Raw genomic sequence first — 18,829 nt, forward strand, 5'->3', positions numbered from 1 at the left:
ACGAGAGTTAACTCGCGGTACCACTCTACTTGTTCAAAAAGAACCAGCTTTGCTTGTTAACGGAGGACTTCTCCGGCGTGCCCTACTGTCTTCGGGCATACATCTCAAAAGTGCGCTTCATTCTCTGTTTCGTACCAGGCTTCCACCATCCCTGACTCGCTTTAACTTCCCAGAGAATTACTCTCTTTTTCATTGATTTTATCCGACTTGATTTGTTGTTATTATACTGGATAAAAAAGGATTTATCTAGTCGCTGCTGATTATTTTTTTAAATTGGTCATCCTAACCGTAAAGGAGGGATTACATTGGCCAGAAGAAATAAAATTCTTGTCCCTGAGGCTAGGAATGGATTAGATGCGTTAAAAGCGAAGGTCGTTCAGGCACAAAATCCAGAGAACGCCAAATTTGAGGCTGCCGAAGAGGTTGGTGTTCCTTTAAAAAAGGGCTACAACGGTCAACTCACTTCCCAGCAGGCAGGGAAAGTCGGCGGCAGATTAGGCGGCAGCATGGTCCGGGAGCTTGTTAAAATGGCACAGGAAAATATGGCTAAAAAAAGATAAGCAGTGGATCCCCACTGCTTACTTATGATCCGGTTGAACGATAGTGCCTAACTCCAAATAACCACACTAGAAAACAAGGAAGAATAAACAGACTGCCCGCTAGTGGAATTAGCATATAATAGATTGCCTGCCCTTGTGTTTTACCTAGAATAAACAGTAATGGCAGGTAATTTACCGTTCCAAATGGGATGACATACGTAAAGAAACGGGCTACCCACTTTTGATAAATATTTAATGGATACTGAGCCATCTCTCTGCCTCCGTCCGTGAAAATATTTGCTATCTCCAGCCCCTGAACCGTCCAAAAACACATTGTTGCAGCAAGCATATAGATACCTGTAAAGATAAGGACACCACTTGTAATCATAAATAACAAAGTGACAGCTTTTATTAGACTCCATTCTATAGGTAGATTATTCAATGCCCAAATTAGAACGATAGCACTTTGAAGAAGTCTGCCAATCCGAGTAAATTCAAATTTAGATCCTAGTACTTGAAGAAAGGTGCTTCGCGGACGCACAAGAACCCGGTCAAAATCACCCTTAATAATCAGACTGGAAAAAGTATCAAACCCCCGTGCAAAACACTCACTTAACGAAAAGGCCATGTGAATAACGGCAAAACAGAGGGCAACCTCGAAGAATTCCCAGCCTTTTATTTGCCCAAATCGCTCGAACAAAAAGTAGAGTCCCGCAAAAATCGAGAAAGGAATGAAAAACTGTCCGATCGATAAAAGCCAAAAGGATGTACGGTATTGCATTTGTGATTTAAATAAGATTAAAAGATATTTAAAATAAAGACTCATCTCCGATTATCCTCCCTGTACGACGACTCTTTTTAAAACACTGTTAAGCGCAATTTTTCCTAACCATACAAGACCTAACAGATACCCTAATTGAATAAACACACCTATAATGGCGTCACTTTGCGCAATGTGTCCCGAATAAACACGGAATGGAAAATCTGCCGTCCAGCGAAATGGCAGGACATAGGCAATTTTTTGCAGCCATAAAGGCATTAATGGAACAGGTATAATCAAGCCTGCAAAAAATTCACCTAGAACTCCGAAAATCAACAATGAACCCATTGGAGATAATGTCACAAAAACTGAAATGTATAAGAACATTGAAATCGCTACCAGTAGTAATAATCCTAATAAAAGAGTAATCACAAATAAGATTAAGGTTGTAACATTTGGAGGTAGTGTCATGTTGTAGGGTTTTGGTAAGGAGAAAGCCACGATTAAAATCGGATAACAGCGTAGTAGTGCACTTGATAATCTCTGTGCCAGAAGTTTTGCATACCAGAAACCGTATAAGTCTGTAGGACGGCACAGTTCATAGGCGATATTCCCGCTTGTAATGAGATCAAATAATTCGTTGTCGCGAAACCAGAGCATGATAAAAGCCAGAAAAGCCTGCTGCAGCCATATGTAGGTGATTAATTCTTTTAATGAGATTGGCGGTTTTACGGCAGCAAATTCATAGAATGCTTCAAAAACCATTATCGAAATAAATCCCCAGAAGAATTGAGTGGCCACTCCAGCAAGCGCAGCAGATCGATATTGCATACCAATTAAAAGCCTTATTTTTAGAACCGAAGCGTATGCCTTCATATTTGGAACTCCTTATACAGCTGGACGATGATGTCTTCTATTGGCTGCGATTCGATCGTCACATCGAGAAGTTCTACCTGTTTCGTTAGGTGGGTAATGACCTCAGAGGTTATAATCTGATCTGTATCTATACTGAGTACCACTTGTTCAGGAGACCAAGAGATTACGGTTGTTCCTGGAATGACAATGGGGTTGTTATTTTTTTGGTAATCAGCTCTAATTGTTTTATTTGTTCCAAACCTTTTTCTTAGTTCATCCAGGTTCCCATCATAAAGTAAACTGCCCTTACCGATAAGAATCACTCGATTCGCTAAAGCCTCTATGTCATTCATATCATGGGTGGTTAGAACGACTGTAACTCCCTTTTCTTGATTGATGGTTTTGATAAATTGACGGACGGCAATTTTTGAAACCGCATCAAGTCCAATCGTTGGTTCATCTAAAAATAGGATTTTGGGATTATGTATTAAGGAAGCTGCAATTTCACAGCGCATTCGCTGACCTAAGCTTAGTTGCCTGACCGGAGCGTTCATGATGTCTTTTAATTCTAATGTTTCAATAAGCAAGTCTAAGGTAGATTGATACTCTTGTTGTGGAATCTTGTAAATGTCTTTTAATAGCTCAAATGAATCAATAACCGGAACATCCCACCAAAGCTGCGAGCGCTGGCCAAAGACAACACCGATATTTTTTACATAGTCGACCCGGCTCTTCCATGGTGTGTAGCCCATGATATTGCAGGTTCCACCATCCGGAACTAAAATGCCGCTCATAATCTTAATTGTGGTCGACTTTCCTGCACCATTTGGACCAATGTACCCAACTATTTCACCAGGTTCAATACTGAAAGAGATATCTTTTAGGGCGTCCACAATCATATGCTCCCGGTAAAAAAGTGCCTTGGTGGCTTGCAGTAATCCAGTGGAGCGCTTTGCCACTTTGAAGGATTTCGTAATGCCTTCTACTTTTATCAAATAGGTTCCCTCCTTTTTCGTCACAGAGGAAAATAGTACCACCTGGGATGGATTAATGTCAAGAATTTTTCGAATTGTTTTTTTAGTAGATATATTGTCACAGCTTTAGTGGCTATTATTTTATATGATTAGACTAGAAAGGATGTGGCTAATGTTATTAAAATCTAGAACTGAACCGGATTTATTAAAATTATTGAGGTTCTTAAACACAAGAATGATTTTATCTGAAGATGATAGGAAGCAGTATTTATATTTGCAAAAGGGATATGAAGGAGAAGTGGTATTTGACCAGTTGGCTTCGGAAAACCTCAAAAATGAAATATTTATTTTAAACGATCTAATGCTTGAAATAAACCATTCAAAATTTCAAATTGATTCTTCTCTAATTATCCAAGATACGATTATAACTTGTGAAGTTAAAAATTTTGAAGGTAACTATTTATATCGTGACGGTGAATTTTACCTATGTGTGGCCCAAAATCCAATCACTAATCCTTTGCACCAGGTAAAGAGATCTGAGACTTTGCTCCAACAATATCTCAAAAAAAATGGGCTTCATTTTCGAATTCTTCCTTATTTAGTTTTTATTAATCCTAATTTCTTCTTATATCAAGCTCCCCAAAAGGATTCGATAATCTTTCCTCCACAGATAAGCAACTTTATGAATAAGGTCAACTCAAAACCATCTAAACTAAATGGAATGTAACAGAAACTTGCTGATCAGTTAATAGCTGATCACAAAATTGAATCTCCATATCCTAAATTACCTCCCTATGATTATCATTCACTTCAAAAAGGATTAACTTGTGCTAGCTGTAACTCCTTTATTATTATTTGCGACGAAAGGAAAGCTAGGTGCAATGATTGCGGATTTGAAGAGGCGATTGGATCAGCTATTGTACGGAGTGTAGATGAGTTAAAGCTGCTTTTTCCCGACTTAAAAATTACTACTTCTATTATTCATGATTGGTGCCTGGTGGTTGAGTCTAGAAAGACGGTTCGGAAGGTTTTAACTATGAATTATAAATTATTGGGACATGGAAAGTATTCATATTTTGATACTGTTTTGAAGTAAAGCTATCAAGTAGAGTCCAAGTGACCACTTTTTCGGTTTACCTTTGATCTTGGTAATCATGGACGCCTCATGGTTACCACTTTTCCGATTTCCCTTAGATTTCGGTCATCATGAACGCCTCATGGTTACCACTTTTCTGATTTCCCTTTGTTTTCGGTCATCATGAACGCCTCATGGTTACCACTTTTCCGATTTCCCTTAGATTTCGGTCATCATGAATGCTTCATAGTTTTCATCTTCCCGATTTTTCTTTGATAATCCTTCAAAGTAAAAAAAACAATGGATACCTATTTAATGGTATCCATTGTTCTATTATTTCTGACTCTTCAATTGTTTGTATTGAGCAACAATGCCTTTAAACAATGGGGATTCTGGTGTTAACTGTGTATATGATTGAATAGCATCCTCTATCCCTAGTTCTGATATAGTTTGTTGGATTTTAACTGCTTCTTCATCCCCTTGGAAATCGTACATTAGAGCAGCAGCAATTCCCTTTAATAGGTAGGTCGGCTCTTTTCCAATTACTTCAGCATATTGCCTTGCAGGACTTACAAGACGATCGTTTGCTCCTAGCTTACGGATTGGTGAACGAGCTACCCTCGTTACCTCATCAACAATATAGGAGTTAGAAAAACGCAGGAGAATTTTTTTAATATATTTATGGTGCTCTGCTTGGTCAAATCCATATTTACTCACTAAAAACTCGCCGCTTTCCCTTAGTGAACCTTCAACCAGTTCGCTAATTTCAGCATTTTCCATTGCACGATTTATTGTGTCGACTCCATAGTAATAGCCAAAATAGGCAGCAAGAGCATGCCCTGTATTCACCGTAAATAGCTTTCTCTCAATATATGGGACTAATTCTTGAACATAGGTAATTCCATTAATCTCCGGTCTTTCACCGATTATTTTAGGTTCTTCCACCACCCATTCATAGAATGGTTCAACTTTTACCATTAGCTTATCTTCATTGATTTGATTAGGAACAATTCGATCGACAGCCGAATCAGGAAATCCAAAGCGCCCTTCAAATTGTGATCTTTCTTCTTCAGTTAATTTTTCAAAAACCTTTTCCTTTAAAAGTGAACTTCCGCCAATCATATTTTCACATGCGATAATGTTTAGTGGTTTATCGGATTCCGCCACCCGCTTTCGTAAGCCATCTGCAATCAAATTGGCAATCAACGGAAGAATGTTCGGACCAATTGCTGTTGTAACTAAATCCGCTTTCGCAATGGCATCAATCACTTGCTCTGGGTTCAGCGCACTATTAATCGCTCTTACATTTTTAATCATTACTTCTTCCTGGGATGGTTCAGCAAGAACAACTCGATACTCTTTCTTCTCATTTAGTAAATCCACGATTTCACTCCACTTACGCCCCCTGCAATTGCAGCAAGAATTAACATTGGCTTCATTAAAATGTAAGGGAAGTAAATCTCATGAATACCACCTAAGAAATGGATAATCACTGCACCTGGTGCTGTTTGTTTCGCAGTTCCTTTACCAAATAACCAGTAAGCAAGCAAGATACCTAATCCTGGTCCTGGATTTGTTTCTAATAAGAAAAGAATCGATTTCCCAGCATCTGCAGCCTGATCAATTCCTAACGGACTTAAAATACCATGGTTAATTGCGTTATTAAGGAAAAGAACTTTTGCTGGTTCAATAAAGATGTTCGCCAATGGCAATAGATTTGCGTTAATAATCGCTTCAACACCTGATGCTAATACATTGCTCAAGCCTGCTACTACTGGACCAATCGCTTTATAGGCGATTAAGGTTAAAATACCTGCAATGATCCCTGCAGAGAAATTGTTTACGAGCATTTCAAATCCAGATTTGATTTTTCCATGAACGGCCTGGTCGAACTTCTTAATGGCATAACCCCCGATTGGACCCATGATCATGGCTCCTAAAAACATTGGGATATCTGTTCCGACAATGACACCCATTGTTGCAGTCGCACCGACAACACCACCACGAATATCATAGATCATTCGGCCACCGGTAAAACCAATCAGTAATGGCAGTAAGAACGTAATCATTGGTCCCACTAACTTAGCCAAATCTTCATTTGGCCACCAGCCTGTTGGAATAAATAAAGCGGTGATAAGTCCCCATGCAATAAAGGCACCGATATTTGGCATTACCATTCCACTTAAATAACTGCCGAACTTTTTTATTTTTACTTTTACATCTGATTTATCTTTAACTTCTGTTTGATTCATTTTTTTTTTCCCCCTTCAACTAATTTGTTGATCTCTTTCTATACTTTATAGTAAAGCGTTTTCAAAGCAGTATTAATTTATACAAAAATGCATTTTGTCAAAGTGATTGTTGACATTTTTATGATTGACTAAGCTATTTCCTTAAGCCCATTAGATCGAAAAATAAAAAAGGCAGAACGCTCAATTAAATAGCATTCTGCCTTTTCATATCTATTTCCTCAAATAGTCTATTAAGATACGAGCATCCGATATCAGATTATTTTTCAATGATTCTTCCGCCTGCTTATTTTTATTCACATGTTTTATAAAATCTTCTAAATGCTTTGCAGCCTGATCGGTTCTATTCGTATCTAACTGATGCTGTACCTGATTTAACTTATTCGTTAACACAGCAGGTACTGGTCCATTCCATTCAAGGTTTAAGGAATGTCTAATAGAACCAACACTCACTGGATAATCGATATTTTCTGGATCTAACTTCCCAGACAGCACACTTTCTCTGATATCCTCACCAAGGTAGAAACCGATATGTGGCGGCTGATTGTAGGTTGTATTTTGCCACGCAATTCCTGTTCTATATACCGGGTCATGCATCAACGTATATAGTCTGTAGTCCGTAGGAATCGTTGTGCTATATATTCTTAGTTCTGAACTATCAGGTGTAGGATAAATAATTTCCTCACGCCAGTCACCCAGGATATCCGCTTGTAATGTTGGGTTAGCTTTTGTCCCATTATTACTCACAACACCTTCAAAATTTCTGATAACCTTTGCCTCATTTGTTTTTTCGTCATATTTTGTAATCGATGTACCATCTAGTAATTCATGCAACAGATCTCCATCCCAGTAGGTAACAAAGTTAACTGGAAGACCTAAATCTCTGGAACTGTCAGCTTCAACATGCCCTTGAACATTGTAGACTCCTCCGCCTGTTTCCACTGTATTACCACCAGCTCCCCAGAACTCATACCCAGGGCTAGAGGTAATGTTTGCGGCCACTCCGCGTCCTGTATCCTTGTAAGCATAGAACGCTTGGATGGTTTCTCCCGTTGCCCCATCATGGTACTCTAAAGACGCAACTTCTGGCTCTTCATGTACTCCAAAGACATGCAAACCTTCTCGATTTGGGTCAAATGCGCCTACATGGAGAGCATCCCCATGTGAGCCTTTTACACGTCCCATCTTTCCATCCATCGCATAGAGAATAGTACCATCATGATCAAGAGTCAATGAACCTGCTACAATTTCGTCGAAACCATCATTGTCGAGATCGCCAACGGCAAGATTATGATTTCCTAAGCTCTTTCCTCTGCCTGCTTCGTCAGAATCAAACGTCCATACTTCTTCGAGTTCTCCACCCACTAAACTATAAGCTGCAAAAGCGGTTCTTTCATAATATCCTCTGCCGTAGATGGCACTTGGAGTTATACCGTCTAAATAAGCTAGACCAGATAGGAATCTGTCAGAGCGGTTATAAAAGTTATCTCCCCATGAGGCACCCTGATCACCTGGTACCTTTTCAACTGGAAAAGCAAAATCAATCGTATCAATCACTTCACCCGTTTCACCGTTGAAAACAGAGATATATTCAGGTCCACCGACAACATGTCCGCCTTCATTGATCCATTTTCCATCATCTTCTGCGTTACCGATGACACTAATTACCTTGCTGCTGTCGTAAATACCATTTGTTGCGCCATATACAGTTGTCGCATCCGCAGTTTTGATTAGGAAATTGGACTTACCGTCCCCATCCATATCCCCGACAACAAATTGATGATATTGCGGACCAGATGTTAAGTTCATACCCATATTCATACGCCATAAAAGAGTTCCGTCTAATTTATATGCATCGAAAATGGTTGGACCTGTTATTACATCTTCTAGGGCCGTCATTGCATTAGATGGACGCCAGAGAATAATCACTTCGTACTCACCGTCACCATCTAAATCTCCTACACTTGCATCATTGGCACTGTATGTGTAATCCCCTGTAGCAGTGGTTCCGCCCTCAGGTTCTTGCAGTGGAATCGAAAGATAATCGGCTGCCGCAGCTTTTTCTTCATTCTTTTCTGTAGCAACCCCATTAACCAGTGTTTCTACAGTATATTTATCTTCTGGAACGCCATTGGTATCGACAAAATTTGTCACCGTTAATGGAGCGGCATTTAATTTCTCTCCATTCCGATAAAGATTGAAAATTACATCCTTATCGTATTCATCTGCAAGCAGTCGCCAGCTGACGAATATACCATCCTCTGATTTAAGAGCGACTACCCCACGGTCTAGCCATTCTGCTTGTTGCGGCTTATCAACTGGGGCAAGACGATTGTAAACATAGATGGTTACATCTCTGTTAAACTCATTGTTAACACCATCTGTTTCAGCAAGAGTACCCGTAAATTCGTATACACCTGACTCTTTAGGATCCCACTTTCTACCTGCTTCTGTCCACTTGCTGACAGGTACATCTACTTTGCTTCCATTCGCGAGCGTTACTTTAACTGTTCCTGGTAAACCAATTGAATCTACATCCTCTGTGGTTTCACCTACATACACTCTATGATATGGCTGTTTATCTACTCTTATTAACGTGTCGTCAGAAACTGGCACATTGTAGACGCCAAAGTTATCAAGATATGTTTTCCATGTAAGGTTGTTACCAGAAGTACGCACACCGACCAACTTGACAGCGTCAAAAGAACCGTCGAAAGCTACACCTTCTAATGAAGAGGTATATTCAGTTGTTGTACCTTCTTGATTTGTAAGACTTAACTTTACTTCGTTGTTAAGAAGATTAAAATTAACCTTTACATGATACCATGATTCAGGTTTTTCAATGCTCGTAACAACAGGAGCCTGATTGCCTGCATAATAGCTTATTGGAGCATTATTCGTATTGTTCAAGGTAAAAATAGTGTTGCCTGTGCTGTCATAAAACCTTAAATCTCCTGCGTTTTCCTGAGGTCTTTCACCTTTATCATTTACGTCTCCAGGGTACCAGTCAAATTCAAAAAGAACCTGTGCTCCTTTTACAGGTGTATCAAACTCCTTTGCTGCAACGCGGCCGCCTGATTTGTCAATAACACTAAAGTCCAGCTTAGGAGTTTTGTTCCCACCAATATCTGCATTATTAATAGATACTGTAGCACCCCCAGAGGTACTGAATCCCCAATTTTCAGGGACTACCTCATCTGTATCACCAAAATCACTATAATATAAAGATTCAAAGTTTGGATTGCTTACTTCTTTACCAAATGCTGATGGCAGACATGAAAATAAGAGGATGGATGCAGTAAGGAAGGATAAGGACTTTCTTGTTTTTTTACTTTTTCTCAATTTTTATTAACACTCCTTTAGTTGTAATAGCCAAGGAATGATGTTTTTTCATGGTGAAGATCTCCCTGGGGGAAAATTTTGTGTTTCCGCTTTCATTTTAAGGAATTATGTTCCTTTGTCTCTTATCACCCCTTGCTGATATTTGAACAGTCCTGCATAGACTAACATCTTACGGAATATTCCGTCTATTGTACTTTTTTGTATCGAACTAAAGTCCCTTTTGCTTATTCTTTTCCATAGTCCTTTAGAGGGTGTAACACTTTTTTTCCTCATTTCTCCATTTTTGTACTATCCATAAAAAAGAAAAAGACCCAATCCATAATGTTGGATTGAGTCTAAAAATTTAAGATTTACTGTTTTCCTATTACTCGACTGTAACCGATTTTGCGAGGTTACGTGGTTTGTCAACATCGCAATCACGATGCAGGGCCGCGTAGTAGGCAATTAATTGCATTGGTATTACAGAGATAAGTGGTGTTAGTAATTCATGTACTTCCGGAATGACGAAGCTGTCTTCGTCCATATTTAGACCCTTCATCGAAATGATGCAGGTATTAGCTCCACGTGCTGCTACTTCTTTTACATTCCCGCGGATACTTAAATTTACACTTTCTTGAGTTGCAAGTGCAATAACTGGTGTTCCTTCTTCAATTAAAGCAATCGTACCATGCTTTAATTCTCCGCCAGCAAAACCTTCCGCTTGAATATAGGAGATTTCTTTTAGCTTTAGGGCACCTTCTAAGCAGACATAATAGTCAACCCCGCGACCAATAAAGAAAGCATTACGTGTAACGGATAGGAATTCTCTTGAAATATGCTCGAATAGTTCTTTTGAGTCGCAAAGGACTTCCATTGCATTTGCAATAATACCAAGCTCGTGTACAAGATCGAAATCAACCGTGATATTTTGACTTTTTGCCGTTACTTCTGCCAATATCGCCAATACAGCAAGCTGTGCAGTGTAAGCCTTTGAAGAAGCAACTGCGATTTCAGGACCTGCATGGAGCAATAATGTAAAATCAGCCTCACGAGATAATGTTGAACCAGGAACATTGGTAATCGTTAATGTTGGATGATCCATTTCTTTTACTTTAACAAGCACGGCACGACTGTCAGCTGTTTCACCGCTTTGTGAAATAAAGATAAACAACGGTTTTTTTGTTAAAAGAGGCATATTATAGACAAATTCACTGGCAATATGCACTTCTACCGGGATATTAGCGATGTTTTCAATAAACTGCTTACCAACAAGACCGGCATGATAGGATGTACCCGCTGCTACAATGTATATGCGGTCGGATTCATTCACAGCAGAGATGATTTCAGAGTCAATCGTTAATTGACCTTGCTCATTTTGGTATGATTGAATAATCTTGCGCATTACTGCAGGCTGCTCATCAATCTCTTTTAGCATGTAATGAGGATAGGTTCCCTTTTCAATATCACTAGCATCCAATTCTGCAATATAAGAAGTACGAGTAACTGTTTCCCCATCAAGATTTTGAATAGAAATCCCATTCTTTGTCACAATAACGATTTCTTTATCCATAAGTTCTACATACTCATTCGTTACTTGAAGCATAGCCATTGCATCACTGGCTACAACATTGAAATCAGCACCTAAGCCTACCAGTAATGGACTTTTATTTTTTGCGACAAAAATAGTATCACTGTTATTCTCATCCAATAAAGCAATGGCATATGAGCCATGTAAAAGACTAAGTGTCTTACGGAAAGCCTCTAGAACTTCTAAGCCTTCATGTACGAATTTTTCAATTAGTTGAACAATAACTTCCGTGTCTGTTTCACTTACAAAAGTAACATCAGCCAAAAAATCGCGTTTTAAAAGATCATAGTTCTCAATAACACCGTTATGAACTAGGGTAAAACGGCTAGATGCACTTTGATGTGGATGGGAATTGGTTCTACTTGGCACACCATGTGTAGCCCAACGAGTATGTCCAATTCCGGTGTTAGCCATTACGTCCATATCTACAATCTCACGTAAATCTGCAATCCTGCCCTTTTCCTTAAAAACACGGACACCATTTTCGTTCATTACAGCAATACCTGCTGAGTCATAACCTCTATATTCAAGCTTTTCTAATCCTTTTAGTAATATTTCTTTCGTATCACTATTTCCAATATATCCAACAATTCCACACATTTTTCTTTTCCTCCCTGATATAGGGGGCAAGAATGCTTCGGAGGCACACCTTGCCCCCTTATCTCTGTTTTTAAAGGTATCTGTATATACCTTTTTCTTTTTTGCAGCTATTTTTAGTATGCGCATTTTCTTCTCTTTGTGCATCAAGTTGCCTCAATGTTTTAAAGAAGAAACAATCGGTTGTGCGTTCAACCGGGAGGTATCCGCCGAACATTCGATAAACCTCCTCCTCGTCAACTAACCCACCTTGGTTAGTTCAGGCGCTTTTGAGAGTACTTATTTTCACTATCCTCCTTCAAACCAATTTTTGCTTTTAAAAAAACAAAGCAAACTAATCTTAACTGATGAATTTGAATTCGTCAACTAAATAATAAAATACAAACTTGTTTAATCTTTCCAGTTACATAATAAAATATGCATAAGGGCTCTTTTCAGTTCCCTTATGCATATCCTTAATATGTCTATTCTTTTAATTCCATTTCTGCTTTCACTACACTAACAATTCTATCTACATATGACTCGCATAATTCTTCCGTAGGTGCCTCTGCCATTACCCGAACAAGAGGTTCTGTTCCAGATGGTCGTACGAGGATACGGCCGTTTCCATTCATTTCAGCCTCTACCTGCTCAATAATCGCTTTTACCTTTTCATTGTCTGTCACATGGTGCTTATCTGTGACACGAACATTAACGAGCTTCTGAGGGAACTTTTTCATATCAGCGGCTAATTCAGATAATTTTTTCTTGGTTGATTTCATGATGTTGACTAATTGCAAGCCTGTTAGTAAGCCATCTCCGGTCGTATTGTAGTCCAAGAAAATAATGTGACCGGATTGCTCGCCACCGAGATTAAACCCGTTTTTCTTCATTTCTTCTACAACATAGCGGTCACCCACTGCTGTTGGAACACTTTGAATACCAAGTACTTCCAGCCCTTTATAAAATCCAAGATTACTCATTACAGTGGATACAATAGTACTATGTTTTAGACGGCCCTGTTCCTTCATGTATTTTCCGCAAATGAACATAATTTGGTCACCATCTACTATATTTCCTTTTTCATCAATTGCAATTAATCGGTCTCCATCACCATCAAAGGATAAGCCTACATCAGCACCCTTTTCCTTTAGCATTACCGCTAAGGCTTCTGGATGTGTTGAACCCACTCCAGCATTAATATTAATACCATTTGGTGATGCACCCATAACCGAAATATCTGCATCCAAATCAGCAAATAGGTGTGTGGCAAGTGAAGAAGTAGCCCCATGAGCACAATCTAGGGCAATATGGATTCCAGAGAAATCTTCATCCACTGTATTTTTTAAGTATTGTAGGTACTTTTGGCCACCTTCAAAATAATCCATCACTTGGCCTAACTCCGCACCAACTGGTCTAGGTAATTGATCTTCATCCATGTCAATTAATTCTTCAATTTCAAGTTCTTGTTCATCAGAAAGCTTAAAACCATCTGGACCAAAGAATTTGATTCCATTGTCGGCCACAGGATTGTGTGAAGCAGAAATCATTACCCCTGCTTCAGCTCCCAACGCCTTTGTTAGATAAGATACCCCAGGAGTTGAGATAACGCCTAAACGCATTACCTCTGCACCAATTGAAAGTAAACCAGCTACCAATGCACCTTCTAGCATATGGCCGGAAACACGAGTATCACGCCCAATTAGCACTTTGGGTCTGTCCTTATCCTTTGTTAATACAAAACCGCCGAAACGTCCTAATTTAAACGCTAATTCAGGTGTTAATTCACTATTTGCAACGCCGCGGACGCCATCGGTACCAAAGTATTTTCCCATTATCAAAATCGCTCCTTATCATGTATACTGCTGTGAGTTTATGCGTTGTCTTTTGTTATCGTTATATTTGCAGATGATTTATCAGGTTTCCAATTTACATTGGGTGGACCATTCACTTGTATAGGAACGTTATGCTCACCTTCTGTAAGGCCGGTTACGTCAATGAATATTGTAAAATTGTTTGACCCTAATCCATTTACTATGGAGCCTGATCCAAATACTAATAAATTTATTACTCGATTTGACGGATCATTGATAACTGCCTCATATTGTTCGGATAACCCCTCAACATTTATCGGGATATCAGAAACAGTCTTCTCTTCCTCGCTATTTACAACCACTGTCACTTTTACCGTTTCAGGGGTCACCTTTGTAATTCCGTTCGAAATAATAACTGGTAATGTAAGAGTCGTACTTTCCGTTATATTACTTACATCTACTTCTACACGGACATTGTCAGTTTCTTTTAATACATCCTCGTCTGCGGAAATGACTGCTTCCTCAACATCTAAACTAATTGATTCAATCGTTACCCCTTCTTGCGGAGTGCCTTTTTCAATGATGTTAATTGGAACTGTTTTTGTGTTGCTTTTTACAGGTATAGTAACTTCTACCGTTTCTGGCTCCACGATTACATCCAGTTTATTTAATTCTTTGTCCAATACCTGTACCTGTGCTTCTTTTGTCACAGTAGTATCGAGGAGATTTCTACCATCAAGTACTGCCTTTACATATGTAATTTTATCGATTACATCTTTAGCGCCGGTGATCTTAACCTTATTTGGCTTAACGGCAGGTTGTCCCGCTGAATATCCATCTTTTATCAAATCATTATCAAATTCAGCTTCCACCGTAAACTCAGTGGTCACTTTTTCTTGGATTGCTACCGTTACTGTATCTGGTTTGATCGTTGCTTTTAATTTATCAGATAAGCCGCTAACTTCTAATTTCACTTTTTGATTTCCGATTTTTGCATTGGTTATATCAACAAATACCTCAAAATTTTTCAAAGCTTTGGCTGATTGCACATGAGGGATTGGACCTTCAATGGTTACCTCCACCGTTTCAGGTACTCCTGTTACTACAAGGTTTTCCACGTCATAGTAAGCTTTTACAGGAATATCAGCCAAAATCTCGGATGTATTTCCCCCTGGTACATTGATTTCGTTAGACTTACTCCCAGAATTCGGGACGGCAGAATAAAGGAGGATTGCCAGTAAAATGGCCAATATTTTAATAAACCAAGGATTATCCATCAATTTATCCATTATTCTTTCCCCTCCAGTTCCAACGAGCTGAAGAAGCTTGCTTATCTTTTGTGCTAGTTACAATCAAGTCATGAGAGATTAACTCTTTAAAACCATCTAAAGATAGATTTCTGTGTAGTTCACCATTTTTTGTCAAAGAAATATTTCCTGTCTCTTCTGAAACGACTACTGTAATACTGTCTGTTACCTCACTTATTCCTAGGGCAGCACGATGTCTTGTACCGAGTTCCTTTGAGATAAAAGGGCTTTCTGACAAAGGAAGATAACAAGCGGCAGCTGCTACATTATTCTTTTGAATGATGACAGCTCCATCATGGAGCGGAGTATTCGGAATAAAGATATTTATGAGTAATTCAGATGATATTTTAGCGTCTAATGGAATACCTGTTTCGATATAATCGCTCATCCCTGTTTCCCGCTCAATAGAGATCAAGGCACCAATACGACGTTTTGCCATATAATCTGTTGCTTTAACGATTGCGTCCACCATTTTCTCTTGTTCCTCGTCATCAGGCCCGCTGCTTCTCGAAAAAAACCGCCCCCTGCCTAATTGCTCAAGGGCTCTTCTAAGTTCTGGCTGAAAAATGATGATAATGGCCAGGAAACCCCAATCTATTGCCTGCTGCATTAACCAGCTGAGGGTGTTTAAACCAAAAAACTCACTAACAACTCTTACAAGGAGAATTACAACGATTCCTTTTAATAATTGTACAGCTTTCGTTCCTTTTATTAGGTTTAATAACTTATAAATGACATACGAAACAAGGAGAATATCAACAATACTAGCTAAGTACTTCCATAAAGTAAAATCTTCAAAAAACGGCATTGTTTTTCCTCCGTAAATTTGTCTAACTAATAACCAATACATTATACCATAAATGTAACTTGTACCTATTATTTGTCATTAAGTTACTTAACATTAAAAAAGAAAATCACTCACTATGAGTGACTTTCTATTATTATTCTTCATTTTTATTAAAGATATCAATTACGTCAAAAGCTGTCTTTTTCATGTGATACCAAATCCAATCAAATACTTCATTAACCTCTTCAATTTGACCTGTTACATGTCCAGCAGAAGCTAAATACTTTTCACCATTTATGACCGTTACATCTCCTTGAACTTCACCTTCAATTTTTAAGGTTCCGTTTCGAACAATTACATCCCCCTTAACGACCTCTCCAGCAGGGACAATCACTGTATCATTTTGTACCAATAAATTTTCCTGTTTGGAAACAGAAAATTCTCGTTCTTGATTCCAAGTTGAAAATACACTCCCCAGCATCAATACCAAAAATAGAGATGCAGCAGCAATTAGCGGATGATTACGTAACCATCTTTGCATGCCGACCTTTTTCTTTTCCTTTGGCAGGCTGGCCATCACTTTAGCTGTAAAATTGGGAGGAGCATGCATTCTAGATGTTCCTTTTACAACAGCAATTGTTTTCTTGTATTCATTGAACAGTGTCTCACAGTCCTTGCAGTCTTTGAGGTGTTCTCTTAAAATCATCTCGTTTGGAGGATCAATTTCATCATCTAGATATTCATGCATTAAGTTAACGATTTCATCATTACACTTCAACGTGTTTCACCTCTTATTAAACATAACGTAATTGTTGTCGCAATGCTTCGCGTCCACGATGGATACGCGTTTTGACTGTGCCTAATGGCATATCAAGGATTTCACTTATTTCATTTAGTGACAACTCTTCAATGTATTTTAGAACAATAACAGACCTGTACTTTTCTGGCAACTTTAAGATTTCTTTTTGCACGGTTTCTTGGAGCTCAAGACTTTCTAATTCATTCTCAGGTAAAGGTGCATTCGATGAAAGCTGTGAATACATAGTAAGACCGTCCGTTCCTGAGACCTCTGCATCTAAATAGTAGTCTGGCTTTTTCTTTCTTATCCTGTCAATACATAAGTTTGTAGCTATCCGAAATAACCAAGTTGAAAATTTTAAATCCTGATTAAAAGATTTAATATTAACATATGCACGGATAAAGGCTTCCTGTGCAACATCCTCTGCCTCATGACGATTCCCTAACATCCTATAACCAAGTTGATAAATACTATTACTATAGATTTCAACAATTTCAGCAAATGCGTCCTGATCGCCTTTTATTACTTGTTTAATTCTTTTTTTTATAAGGGCATCCATTTATTTTTCTCAGCTCCAATGCGGCTATACAATCTTACGAATCAATAGCAAAAAAGTTTCACTATAAATAATATCTTCTTACACACTCTTAATATTAACAAAAATTTACTTATTTGGATAAAGGAATGCTTATTTGTTTTTGCAGGAACTAAAGAATGTGAAAATAATAAAGCAGCTTTCTAGGAAAGCTGCTGCTTAGTGATTATAATAATTTTTCACCGAACAATGAGCCCATCAGTTCAACAGCAGCTCTTGCGGTTTTGTTTTTTTCATCTAGGATTGGGTTAACTTCTACAAATTCTGCTGAAGTTATGATTTGTGCCTCTTCAAGCATCTCCATTGCCAAATGACTCTCACGGTAACTAATTCCTCCCATAACCGGAGTTCCTACACCTGGAGCATCGTTAGGGTCAAGTCCATCTAGATCTAGTGATAAGTGAACGCCATCCGTTCTTTCTTTTAGATAGGCAATCGTTTCCTCTATCACTTGTGCCATTCCTAGTCGATCAATCTCATGCATCGTATAAACTTTAATGCCTCTTTCTTTAATTAAAATCTTTTCACCTTCATCAAGGGCTCTAGCACCTATGATGACAACGTTCTCAGGTTTCACTTTTGGGGTATAACCTCCGATATCTGTTAAAGAACGATGACCAATTCCTAAACTTGCAGCTAAAGGCATACCATGTATATTTCCAGAAGGCGATGTTTCTGCGGTATTTAAATCACCATGTGCGTCATACCAAATAACCCCAAGGTTCTTATAATGTTTAGAAACACCAGCTAATGTTCCAATCGCAATACTATGGTCTCCTCCCAACACAAGCGGGAATGAACCTGACTGAATGACCTCATCAACTTTTTCTGCAAGCAAGGTACTTTTTTCAGATACAAGATCTAAATTCCTTAAGTTAGATTCTTTATCAATTACCACTTCAGGTCTTCCAATGGGTATGTCACCCATGTCATGAATTTCATCAAATAACGGTTTAAGTCTTTCATTTATCCCCGCGTATCGAATAGCGCTAGGCCCCATATCCACTCCACGTCTCATTTGACCTAAATCCATCGGCATACCAATTATAGATAGTTTTCTCATTACTCTACCTCCACCCCTTCATTAGTTACTATTTTAACCGTTTTCAAACCAATGACTCAACTCGACAAAATTATGTATATATATACGTAGTTTGAATTTAGAGACCGCTTCTTAATTATATATGAGTAATTCAACAAAAATAAAAAAGCCTTAAATCCGAATGATTTAAGGCGAAGTTTAATATGTAGTGTGATGGTTATTTTGACTAGCAAAAAACCTTAGTTATTTCTTTACAGAAATAACTTGGTGGAGCCTAGCGGGATCGAACCGCTGACCTCCTGCGTGCAAAGCAGGCGCTCTCCCAGCTGAGCTAAGGCCCCATATGGAGTGAAAGACGGATTTCAATGCGAACGACTCTCACCATGGCAAGATGGATTCTGACACTGACACCTAAGTACTTCCGCTTTTCATAGATAAAGACCCTTAGAGATATAAATCTCTTGGGGTCAATTTGTAAAATAATGAGCCATGAAGGACTCGAACCTTCGACCCTCTGATTAAAAGTCAGATGCTCTACCAACTGAGCT

General features: G+C 38.7%; 14 protein-coding genes, 2 tRNA genes, 1 pseudogene and 1 other annotated feature (2 of these 18 running past the window's edge). Of the genes and pseudogenes, 2 read left to right on the forward strand and 15 right to left on the reverse strand.

Going from position 1 to position 18,829, the window contains the following annotated elements; translation table 11 throughout:
• Window positions 1-202: a binding site (T-box leader), on the reverse strand; it reaches 7 nt to the left of the window's first position.
• Between the two features lie 103 nt (window positions 203-305).
• A complete protein-coding gene (locus QUG14_RS17135) occupies window positions 306-560 on the forward strand; it encodes an alpha/beta-type small acid-soluble spore protein (protein WP_289341697.1) in 255 nt (84 codons plus the stop codon).
• 22 nt (window positions 561-582) lie between these two features.
• Here QUG14_RS17135 and QUG14_RS17140 read toward each other — a convergent pair whose 3' ends face one another.
• Genes QUG14_RS17140 through QUG14_RS17150 form a run of 3 tightly spaced genes read right to left on the reverse strand, consistent with a single transcriptional unit; the run spans window position 583 to window position 3,149 of the window.
• Window positions 583-1,365, reverse strand: coding sequence for an ABC transporter permease (locus QUG14_RS17140; protein ID WP_289341698.1), 783 nt, complete (start codon window positions 1,363-1,365; stop codon window positions 583-585).
• 6 nt (window positions 1,366-1,371) lie between these two features.
• Entirely contained in the window at window positions 1,372-2,175 is an 804-nt protein-coding gene (locus QUG14_RS17145; RefSeq protein WP_289341699.1) for an ABC transporter permease, read from the reverse strand.
• Window positions 2,172-3,149, reverse strand: coding sequence for an ABC transporter ATP-binding protein (locus tag QUG14_RS17150; protein WP_289341700.1), 978 nt, complete (start codon window positions 3,147-3,149; stop codon window positions 2,172-2,174). The genes QUG14_RS17145 and QUG14_RS17150 overlap by 4 nt, the downstream gene beginning before the upstream one ends.
• 151 nt (window positions 3,150-3,300) lie before the next feature.
• On the opposite strand from QUG14_RS17150, the gene QUG14_RS17155 reads away from it, so the two are divergent.
• A complete protein-coding gene (locus QUG14_RS17155; RefSeq protein WP_289341701.1) occupies window positions 3,301-3,855 on the forward strand; it encodes a nuclease-related domain-containing protein in 555 nt (184 codons plus the stop codon).
• A gap of 681 nt (window positions 3,856-4,536) precedes the next feature.
• On the opposite strand, the gene QUG14_RS17160 is transcribed toward QUG14_RS17155, so the two are convergent.
• The 12 genes and pseudogenes from QUG14_RS17160 to QUG14_RS17215 all read right to left on the reverse strand — a co-directional run.
• Window positions 4,537-5,586 carry a mannitol-1-phosphate 5-dehydrogenase gene (locus QUG14_RS17160; RefSeq protein WP_289341702.1) on the reverse strand — a complete coding sequence of 350 codons (1,050 nt, stop codon included), beginning with the start codon at window positions 5,584-5,586 and terminating at the stop codon, window positions 4,537-4,539.
• 5 nt (window positions 5,587-5,591) lie between these two features.
• A pseudogene (gene mtlA / locus QUG14_RS17165) lies at window positions 5,592-6,455 on the reverse strand (mannitol-specific PTS transporter subunit IIC); the annotation flags it as partial.
• A gap of 210 nt (window positions 6,456-6,665) precedes the next feature.
• Entirely contained in the window at window positions 6,666-9,794 is a 3,129-nt protein-coding gene (locus QUG14_RS17170; protein WP_289341703.1) for a rhamnogalacturonan lyase family protein, read from the reverse strand.
• A 364-nt stretch (window positions 9,795-10,158) separates the two neighbouring features.
• Window positions 10,159-11,961: a glutamine--fructose-6-phosphate transaminase (isomerizing) gene (glmS, locus tag QUG14_RS17175; RefSeq protein ID WP_289341704.1), complete on the reverse strand. Its 1,803-nt coding sequence runs from the start codon at window positions 11,959-11,961 to the stop codon at window positions 10,159-10,161.
• Between the two features lie 461 nt (window positions 11,962-12,422).
• On the reverse strand, window positions 12,423-13,772 hold the full coding sequence (gene glmM / locus QUG14_RS17180) for a phosphoglucosamine mutase (protein WP_289341705.1): 1,350 nt from the start codon (window positions 13,770-13,772) through the stop codon (window positions 12,423-12,425).
• A 38-nt stretch (window positions 13,773-13,810) separates the two neighbouring features.
• Window positions 13,811-15,040, reverse strand: coding sequence for a CdaR family protein (locus tag QUG14_RS17185; protein ID WP_289341706.1), 1,230 nt, complete (start codon window positions 15,038-15,040; stop codon window positions 13,811-13,813).
• Complete coding sequence (gene cdaA / locus QUG14_RS17190) at window positions 15,033-15,866, reverse strand: diadenylate cyclase CdaA (protein ID WP_289341707.1); 834 nt, start codon at window positions 15,864-15,866, stop codon at window positions 15,033-15,035. The genes QUG14_RS17185 and cdaA overlap by 8 nt, the downstream gene beginning before the upstream one ends.
• Window positions 15,867-15,999: 133 nt before the next feature.
• Window positions 16,000-16,623, reverse strand: coding sequence for an anti-sigma factor family protein (locus QUG14_RS17195; protein WP_289341708.1), 624 nt, complete (start codon window positions 16,621-16,623; stop codon window positions 16,000-16,002).
• A 16-nt stretch (window positions 16,624-16,639) separates the two neighbouring features.
• Window positions 16,640-17,203, reverse strand: a complete 564-nt coding sequence (sigW, locus tag QUG14_RS17200) for an RNA polymerase sigma factor SigW (protein ID WP_289341710.1) — start codon at window positions 17,201-17,203, stop codon at window positions 16,640-16,642.
• Window positions 17,204-17,405: 202 nt separating this feature from the next.
• Complete coding sequence (rocF, locus tag QUG14_RS17205) at window positions 17,406-18,302, reverse strand: arginase (protein WP_289341712.1); 897 nt, start codon at window positions 18,300-18,302, stop codon at window positions 17,406-17,408.
• A 244-nt stretch (window positions 18,303-18,546) separates the two neighbouring features.
• A tRNA-Ala gene (locus QUG14_RS17210) sits at window positions 18,547-18,622 on the reverse strand.
• A gap of 142 nt (window positions 18,623-18,764) precedes the next feature.
• Window positions 18,765-18,829 (reverse strand) — tRNA-Lys (locus QUG14_RS17215) (it continues 8 nt past the right edge of the window).

The sequence above is a fragment of the Neobacillus sp. CF12 genome (assembly GCF_030348765.1).
In the GTDB taxonomy this organism is placed as follows: domain Bacteria; phylum Bacillota; class Bacilli; order Bacillales; family Cytobacillaceae; genus Neobacillus.